General features: G+C 65.2%; 9 protein-coding genes. 6 read left to right on the forward strand and 3 right to left on the reverse strand.

The features are described 5' to 3' along the window. Positions 1-267 precede the first annotated feature (267 nt). Positions 268-1770, reverse strand: coding sequence for a PLP-dependent aminotransferase family protein (locus ABZW16_RS20120; RefSeq protein ID WP_354957445.1), 1503 nt, complete (start codon positions 1768-1770; stop codon positions 268-270). A gap of 30 nt (positions 1771-1800) precedes the next feature. Here ABZW16_RS20120 and ABZW16_RS20125 point away from each other — a divergent pair, with 30 nt between their 5' ends. From ABZW16_RS20125 to ABZW16_RS20145, 5 genes are all read left to right on the forward strand, one after another. Continuing rightward, on the forward strand, positions 1801-2148 hold the full coding sequence (locus ABZW16_RS20125) for a hypothetical protein (RefSeq protein WP_354957446.1): 348 nt from the start codon (positions 1801-1803) through the stop codon (positions 2146-2148). A 52-nt stretch (positions 2149-2200) separates the two neighbouring features. After that, positions 2201-2773, forward strand: coding sequence for a methylated-DNA--[protein]-cysteine S-methyltransferase (locus tag ABZW16_RS20130; protein WP_354957447.1), 573 nt, complete (start codon positions 2201-2203; stop codon positions 2771-2773). Between the two features lie 70 nt (positions 2774-2843). Next, positions 2844-3059 carry a type II toxin-antitoxin system VapB family antitoxin gene (locus tag ABZW16_RS20135; RefSeq protein ID WP_354957448.1) on the forward strand — a complete coding sequence of 72 codons (216 nt, stop codon included), beginning with the start codon at positions 2844-2846 and terminating at the stop codon, positions 3057-3059. Continuing rightward, positions 3056-3487 (forward strand): PIN domain nuclease, encoded by a 432-nt coding sequence (locus tag ABZW16_RS20140; protein ID WP_354957449.1) that lies wholly within the window; start codon positions 3056-3058, stop codon positions 3485-3487. The genes ABZW16_RS20135 and ABZW16_RS20140 overlap by 4 nt, the downstream gene beginning before the upstream one ends. Before the next feature lie 7 nt (positions 3488-3494). Next, positions 3495-3905 (forward strand): cupin domain-containing protein, encoded by a 411-nt coding sequence (locus ABZW16_RS20145; protein WP_354957450.1) that lies wholly within the window; start codon positions 3495-3497, stop codon positions 3903-3905. 1 nt (position 3906) lies between these two features. Here ABZW16_RS20145 and ABZW16_RS20150 read toward each other — a convergent pair whose 3' ends face one another. After that, entirely contained in the window at positions 3907-4236 is a 330-nt protein-coding gene (locus ABZW16_RS20150) for a hypothetical protein (protein WP_354957452.1), read from the reverse strand. Further along, positions 4236-5432: a Rieske 2Fe-2S domain-containing protein gene (locus tag ABZW16_RS20155; RefSeq protein ID WP_354957453.1), complete on the reverse strand. Its 1197-nt coding sequence runs from the start codon at positions 5430-5432 to the stop codon at positions 4236-4238. Before ABZW16_RS20155 ends, ABZW16_RS20150 begins: the two co-directional genes overlap by 1 nt. Positions 5433-5630: 198 nt before the next feature. Between ABZW16_RS20155 and hsaA the strand changes: the two genes are divergently transcribed. After that, the gene (gene hsaA / locus ABZW16_RS20160) at positions 5631-6794 is read left to right on the forward strand and encodes a 3-hydroxy-9,10-secoandrosta-1,3,5(10)-triene-9,17-dione monooxygenase oxygenase subunit (RefSeq protein WP_354957454.1); all 1164 of its coding nucleotides are present in this window, start codon (positions 5631-5633) and stop codon (positions 6792-6794) included. Positions 6795-6909: the final 115 nt, after the last annotated feature.

Genomic DNA, 6909 nt, shown 5'->3' on the forward strand with positions numbered 1-6909 from the left:
TCGTGCCACCACACCGCCGTCACGGCGACCGACCAAATCACCTAGCGGCGGGCATGATTGCGCCTCAGCCGTCCACATAGGCACGTCACCTGTGCCACGGCCAAAAACCGCGCCAATTCGGCAACAAGACTCCACAACATGTGCGAGGTAGTCACTCGCTCTGCGGGAGCCCATCGCGGCCGATGAACTCGGCGCCAGTGGACTGGGCACTGGACTGCTCAGGACCGGCGGACCTTGATGGGAGGCGGGGCGCGACCCGGACGGGCCTCAGTAGCAGGTGAGGGGTTGGAGGGGGTCGGCGGCGCGGGGGGTGAGGGCTTCGTAGGCGGCGGCTATGGATTTGACTGCTAGGCGCAGTTCGGGTTCGGGGTGGGTGAAGGGGAGGCGGATGAAGCGTTCGAAGGCGCCCTGGACGCCGAATCTCGGTCCGGCGGCGAGTAATACGCCGTGGTTTGGGGCGGTGGCGGCCAGAGCGGTCGAGACGGGGGCTGGCAGCTGCGCCCAGACGGACATGCCGCCGTCGCCGACGATGGCGCGCCAGTCCGGGAGTTCCTCGGCGAGGGTGGTGAGCAGGGCCGCGCGCTGGGAGTGGAGTTGGTCGCGGCGGCGGGTGAGGATGGTGTCGGCGTGCTCGAGCAGATGGATGGTGGCGAGCTGGTCCATGACGGGGGTGCCGAGGTCGACGGTGGAGCGGATGCCGAGCAGTTTCGCGATCAACGATTGACCGGTGCGGATCCAGCCGACGCGCAGACCGCCCCAGAAGGATTTCGAGGCCGAACCGATGGTGACGATCTCGGTGCCCTTGGCGAAGGCCGCGACCGGGGGTGGGGCGGTCCGGTCGGTCAGACTCAGGTCCACCATCGACTCGTCGATCACCACGGTCATCCGGGTTTCGCGGGCAATGGCGGCCAGTTCGGCACGGCTGTCGGCATCGAGCAGCAGGCCGGTCGGATTGTTGAAGTCCGGCACCAGGTAGGCCAGGGTGGCCGCGGTTTGCCTTGCGGCGCTGCGGATTCCATCGAGATCCCAGCCGGACTCCGGGGTTTCCGGACGCAGCGGCACCGGCACCGGCCGGGCGCCGACGTCCCGGATAGCCTCGATGGCATTGGGATAGGTCGGATGGTCGATGAGCACCCGGGCCGCTGGCGCCGTGAGCACATTGAGCAGCAGGCGCAGCCCGTGCTGGGCGCCGAGGGTGACCAGGATCTGGTCCGGTTCGGTGGGCAGGCCACGCTCGGTGTAGCGGCGGGCCAGCGCCTCGCGCAGTGCGAGCACACCGACGGGGTCCATGCCGTGCGTGCCGAGATAGGCCGGAATACCTTGCAGTGCAACGGAGTACGCATCCTGCATCTCCAGGGGCGCGGCCATCGCGGCGTAGGTCATATCGATGGTCGGCAGTTCCGGCTGCGCCATCATCGCCAGGATGCTGCGGGCAGGTTTGGTGCCGTCGTGCTGCACGTCGCGCGGGAGGGCGACGGTGCTGCGTGAGCCCTGGCGGCTGATCAGATAGCCGTGTTCGCGCAACAGGCTGTAGGTCGAGGTGATGGTGGTGCGACTGACGCCGAGGGTGCCGGCGAGGTCGCGCTCACTGGGCAGGGCGACGCCGAGCGGTGCGCGACCGTCGTGGATGAGCAGTCGGATGCCTTCGGCGAGGGCCAGATAGGCCGGGCGCGTCGACCGGCGTTCGCCCGGTTCGCCGTTCTCATCCGCATGGCGCCAGCGCCCTAGATCGCGGGCCAGGCTGGCGGCACCGATCACTCTCGTCGACATAAAGTCCAGTATTAGCGAATTGGATATTTAATGGCAAGGCCAGTTCGGCGCACGCTGTCCATTATGAGCGCCCTCGCCACCGTCCTCGTCATCGCCTTCTTCGGCTACCTCGTGCATCGGTACGCACCGAGGCAGCCCGGTGCGGTCTTTCGCCTCGAGCGGTTCCACACACCGGGACCGCTGGCCGACCGGTCGCCCTCGTACTACGAAAACCAGCGCCAATACGTCGATCTCGCCGCAATCTACGGCCGCGGCGATGTGCCGGATCCCGATGCGGCGGCACTGCCGCGCCCCGAGCGGACCGCGCGGCAGCGGATCTCGAACCCGAGTTGCGGAGCGGTAAAGCCGACCGCCAGTGGATTCCAGGCCAGTTTCTGAGAACTGGACTGGACTGCTCGAAGATGTCGGACCCCGCGTGCACACTGAGCGTATGAGTGCTTCCGCGCGCCCGGTCACCGGGTCGGCGCTGTTCGACACCGCGATCGGCCCCTGCGCGATCGCCTGGACCGATGACGCGGTATTCCGGTTCCGGCTGCCGGAGGCGAGCCCCGCCGCGACGCGGGCCAGGATCGTGCAACCGAGCAGCCGGATTCCGGGCGCTGATGCCATCCCCGAGGCCGCACCAACCGACCCGATCGCCGACGCCATCGCACGCATCCAGGCACACCTCGCCGGAGAACTCGACGATCTGCGCTGGATTCCGGTGACCACCAAGGGAATTCCGGAATTCCACCGCGCCGTCTACCAGGTGACCCGCGCCATCGATCCAGGCCACACCCTCAGCTACGGCCAGGTCGCCGAGCGCATCGGAGCCCCCAGCGCGGCCCAGGCCGTCGGACAAGCCTTGGGCCGCAATCCGATCCCCCTGATCATCCCCTGCCACCGAGTCCTCGCCGCCGACCACACCCTCAACGGCTTCTCCGCCCCCGGCGGCATCACCACCAAACAGCGCCTGCTGGAAATCGAACGCACCCCGGGCTTCGGCGAACCCACCCTGTTCTGACAACAGCTCGACCGTTGTATATCTCTGCTGATACCATTGATATACGGCTAGATATCAAGGGGGTTTGACCGTGGCTCGGACCGTGATAGATCTCGATGATCAACTGCTTGCCGACGTATCGAAGACACTGGGTACCAGCACGAAGAAGGACACGGTGCACGCGGCGCTGCGCGAGGTGCTGGAGAACCAGCGCCGAGTTCTTGCGCTGATCCGTCTGCAAGATGCCGCCTCCGATGGCGCCTTCGATCTGGACCTGCTCGAGGACAAGCGGAAATACCGTCGATGAGCGCGGCCCAATTCCTCATCGACACCAGCGCCCTGATGCCGATCATGAAGCAGGACCCGGATGCCTTTGCCTGGCAGCGCGCGGCCGCGGCTGGGCTGATCGCCATCTGCCCGATTGTCGAATTGGAGTTCTTCTACTCGGTGCGTTCTGCCGCCGATCGGGCGCAGACCATCGAGGACATGCGCGTGGTGTTCGGTTGGGAACCCATCGCTGATCGGGCCTTCGACCGCGCCTGGGAGGTTCAAGGGGAGCTCACCGAGCGAGCGCAACATCGCAGTGCAGGCCCGGTTGATCTCGTTCTCGCAGCCACCGCGGAGCTACGCGGGTTGACCCTGCTGCACAGAGATCACGACTTCGAATGCATCGCAGCGGTCACCGGGCAGCCGCATCAGTGGCTCGGACCCCGAGGGCGGGTGGATCGGGCATAGTCGGGGCATGACCGACGAACGACCGCCGCTTGCCGTCGCACTCGATCTGGAACCGCATCCAGAGGGTGGGTGGTATCGGCAAACCTGGCGTAGTGCTGCGGAATTCACGCCGGAGGGCTATCCGGGGCCGCGGGCCAGTGCGACGGCGATCTACTTCTTACTGATGCCGGGCGAAAAGTCGGCGTTGCATACCGTGCGCTCGGACGAGCTGTGGCTGTGGCATCGAGGTGGGCCGCTGGTGCTCGACATCGGGGGCGAGGAGATCGTCCTCGGGCCCGATGTCGAGCGCGGGCAGGTATTGCAGGCGGTCGTGCCGGGTGGGGTCGGTCAGGCCGCGCGTCCGGCTGGCGCCGAGTACGTGCTGGTGAGCTGCATTGTTTCGCCGGGATTCGACTTCGCCGACTTCACCCTCGACTGAATCAGTCGATTTCCAGCACACCCTCGTCGACGGCCCATTTGATCGTCTTCTCCAGTTGCGCACAGGATTCCGGTCGTCCCGGGCCGTAGCCCTGCGCACTGAGCTTGGCGAAGACCGGGCAGCGCGCGGCCGGATTCTCCGTCCACTGCACCGAGGTCTGGTGCGAAGAACTCTTGCGCACCAGCACCTCGATCTGGCAGGACTGACACCGCAGCGGCGTCAGCCCCTCTTCCAGATAGCGCTGCTTATCGACCACGGTCTGGGCCTGCACCGCGGCCCGCCGCGCCGGTTGGTCGGCGAAGTCGGGTGCTTTCGCCCAGGTCGCCGCCATCAGACTCCCGCTTCCGCTTCCGCTTCCCGCTTGCGCCGCAGGTTTTCGGCGACCTCGGCCTCCCATGCCTCATTCGCCTTGGTGGTATCCACCTCGAACTCGAAGCGCTGGGTCATCTTCTCGGTCACATCGGCCAGGTCGACATAGAACTGGTCGTACCAGCGACGCAGCTGGTAGACCGGCCCGTCCTCCTCGCAGAGCAGCGGATTTTCGACCTTGGACTTGTGCTTCCAGATCTCCACATCCTGCAGGAAGCCCACGCTGATGCCCTCGGTCATCTTCGCGGCCAGCTTGTCGGCCATATCGCCGTCGACGCCCTTCGGCTTCTCCAGCGAAACACCCCACTGCAGGACGAAGGAATCCTGAGTGACCGGGTAGTGGCAGTTGATCAGGACGCTCTTGACCTCGTATCCGCTGTAGATATTGACCAGCGGATTGATCATGTACGACGGTCCGAAGTACGACGCCTCCGACTTCAGCAGCGTATCGCCGCCATACTTGGAGGCCATGCCGATATCGGGACGACCCTTGGTCTCCAGGAACTGGGTGGCGATATGCCCCTCGAAAACGTTCTTGAAGTACGTCGGGAAGGCGAAGTGGATGTAGAAGAAGTGGGCCATGTCCACCACGTTGTCGATGATCTCGCGGCAGTTCGCGCCCTCGATCAGCAGCGAGTTCCAGGTCCACTCGGTCCACCCGCTGTCGAGCTGTTCGCTCGGATTGCCGTCCGCGTCGGTGTACGGGCCCACAATGTGCGGAATGGTGACCTCGGGCGGGGGCTGGCTGCCCTCGACATCGTGCCAGACGAACAGCTGTCCGTTGCGTTCGAGCGTGGTCCATTTGCGGGTGCGCGCCAGCGGTGGCACGCGCCGCGCATAAGGTATCGCCGTGCACTTACCGTTGGTCCCCGACCAGCGCCAGTCATGGAACGGGCAGGCGATATCGCCGTTCTTGACCTCGCCCATGCTCAGGTCGCCGCCCATATGCCTGCAGTAGGCGTCCAGCACCCGGAGTTCGTCATTGCTGTCGACCCAGACGACGAGCTTGGTGCCGAACACTTCGACCGCGTGTGGCTTGCCGTCGCGGAACGTCTTCGCCAAACCGAGGCAATGCCATCCCCGCGCATAGCGGGTGGGTGCGGAGCCCACATCGAGCTCACGGATCTTCGCACCGCTCCCCTGTGGGGTAACTGCCATCGCGATTCCTCCTCCTTCTGTACTAGAACACGTTACAAAAATGTCGCGTTCCACGCCAGTGATTCGGTCGACCACCTGCGAATCGGCGATGAATGCCACCAACGGTCACCCGTTCTCGACAGAAATAAGAACCTGTTCTAGTCTCAGAGGCAAATGAGTACCGGTTACCAATCCGACCAGGCAGGAGCGGGTCCCGCGATGACGCAAGAAGTGACCGAACGGGTCGAAGCACTGTTGCCGACCCTGCGCGAGCGCGCGCAGGAGGCCGAGGACCTGCGGCAGATCCCCGACGAATCGATCAAGGCACTGCAGGAGACCGGATTCTTCCGCCTGTTGCAGCCCAAGCAGTGGGGCGGGCTCGCGGCGGACCCCGTCGTCTTCTACGACACCGTCCGCAAGATCGCGAGCGCGTGCGGCTCAACGGGCTGGGTTTCGGGCATCATCGGCGTGCACAACTGGCACCTCGCGCTGTTCTCGCAACAGGCGCAGGAGGAGGTGTGGGGCGAGGACACCGAGGTCCGTATCTCCTCGTCGTACGCTCCGATGGGCGCGGGCACGGTCGTTGACGGCGGCTACATCGTCAAGGGTGCATGGAACTGGTCCTCGGGTTCCGAACACGCCAACTGGGTGATGGTGGGCGGCCCGGTGATCAAGAATGGCAAGCCGGTCGACTTCGGCAGCTTCCTCATCCCACGCACCGAATACCGCATCGATGACGTGTGGAATGTGGTCGGCCTGCGCGGTACCGGCTCCAATACCGTTGTGGTGGAAGACGTCTTCGTACCGACGCACCGATTCCTGAGCATGCGGTCGATGAGCGACCTGACCGCCCCCGGCCTCGAGCACAACACCGATCCGGTCTACCGGATGCCTTGGGGCACAATCCATCCCACTACGATCTCGACTCCGATCGTAGGTATGGCCTACGGGGCATACGACGCGCATGTCGAGCACCAGGGCAAGCGGATCCGCGCGGCCTACGCCGGCGAGAAGGCGAAGGACGATCCGTTCGCCAAGGTGCGAATCGCCGAGGCCGCCAGCGATATCGATGCCGCATGGCGTCAGCTGTCGGGCAATGTCGCCGACGAATACGCGCTGCTGGTGGCGGGCAAGGAGGTTCCGTTCGACCTGCGGGTGCGGGCACGCCGCGATCAGGTACGCGCCACCGGTCGGGCGGTTGCCGCCATCGACCGGCTGTTCGAGAGCTCGGGTGCCACCGCGCTCGCGAACGGCACTCCGCTGCAGCGCTTCTGGCGTGACGCGCACGCCGGTCGGGTACACGCGGCCAACGATCCCGAGCGCGCCTACGTCATGTACGGCACGCACGAGTTCGGGCTGCCTGTCGCCGACACAATGGTGTAGCTGTGACCGAGCGCAGCGAGGGCACCATAGACACAGCACCAACGGTCGCAGCGGAACCGAGCGGATCGAAATATCATAGTGTAGTAAAAGAGTGTTATCCGATAAGAATAAAAAT

Source organism: Nocardia sp. NPDC004604 (assembly GCF_040609795.1).
Classification (GTDB): domain Bacteria; phylum Actinomycetota; class Actinomycetes; order Mycobacteriales; family Mycobacteriaceae; genus Nocardia.